The organism is Methylomonas subterranea, assembly GCF_024505185.1.
Lineage (GTDB): Bacteria > Pseudomonadota > Gammaproteobacteria > Methylococcales > Methylomonadaceae > Methylomonas > Methylomonas subterranea.
In genome coordinates this window covers 1-709 of the sequence record NZ_JANIBJ010000100.1, presented here as the reverse complement: position 1 = coordinate 709, position 709 = coordinate 1, and the positions used below count along the sequence as shown (strand labels likewise).

At 36.1% G+C, this 709-nt stretch carries 1 protein-coding gene; it reads left to right on the top strand.

Annotated features, from left to right (window positions below):
• Positions 1-487, top strand: a 487-nt coding sequence (locus NP590_RS20465; protein WP_256604599.1) for a hypothetical protein, incomplete at its 5' end; no start/stop codon positions are given.
• Positions 488-709 lie beyond the last annotated feature (222 nt).

The following is a 709-nucleotide window of genomic DNA, read 5'->3' as shown; positions in this document are numbered from 1 at the left end:
TGAACGAATAGAGAGCTGTTTAAACTCAATTAAAAAAAGCTCGTTAATTAATATAGAAGAAACCTATATGGTAGAAAAAGAGGTCATTACAGAGAGTGGCAGAAAAATAATTAAAGAGCAAGAAGCAACATTTGATGAGAAAACATTAATCATAGCTACTAGAGGAAAAGTCTGTACAAAATTTAAGTGTAAAAATATTGGCGGAATCGTAGTAACTAATAGATATGATGCATTTTTGAATGCTGTTAATACTGAACTAAAAAAACACAATATCTTAAAGCATAGACAAGTTTATAAGTTTGGCTTCATGGGTGATTTGAAAGAAACATTAGGACTTTACCAAGGGTTATTTGATAGCAAAAGCCATGCAAGAAAGCATACCAATCAAAAAGCAATAGAAAAAGCAACTGCCGATATACAAAGAAATTCGATAATAGATGATGCCATAGGAGAGGATTTGTTAGACCTCTTAGTGTCAATTTATTAAGGCAAGAAAGGTACTACCAGCCGCACAGCCTGTAGCGTAATAACTTTAGAAGATTACAGGCTGTGTTTAGTGGCTGAAAGACTGATCAACTACTTAGTTCTAGTTGCTTGATTGTGTATGTTTGCGGTATGGTGGCGGAAAACTACTAGACCGGACGACGAAACCGGCTCAAATCCTGCCAAATTTCGCGCTGATGGCTGTTTTGGGTGTTTGGCTAGGGCT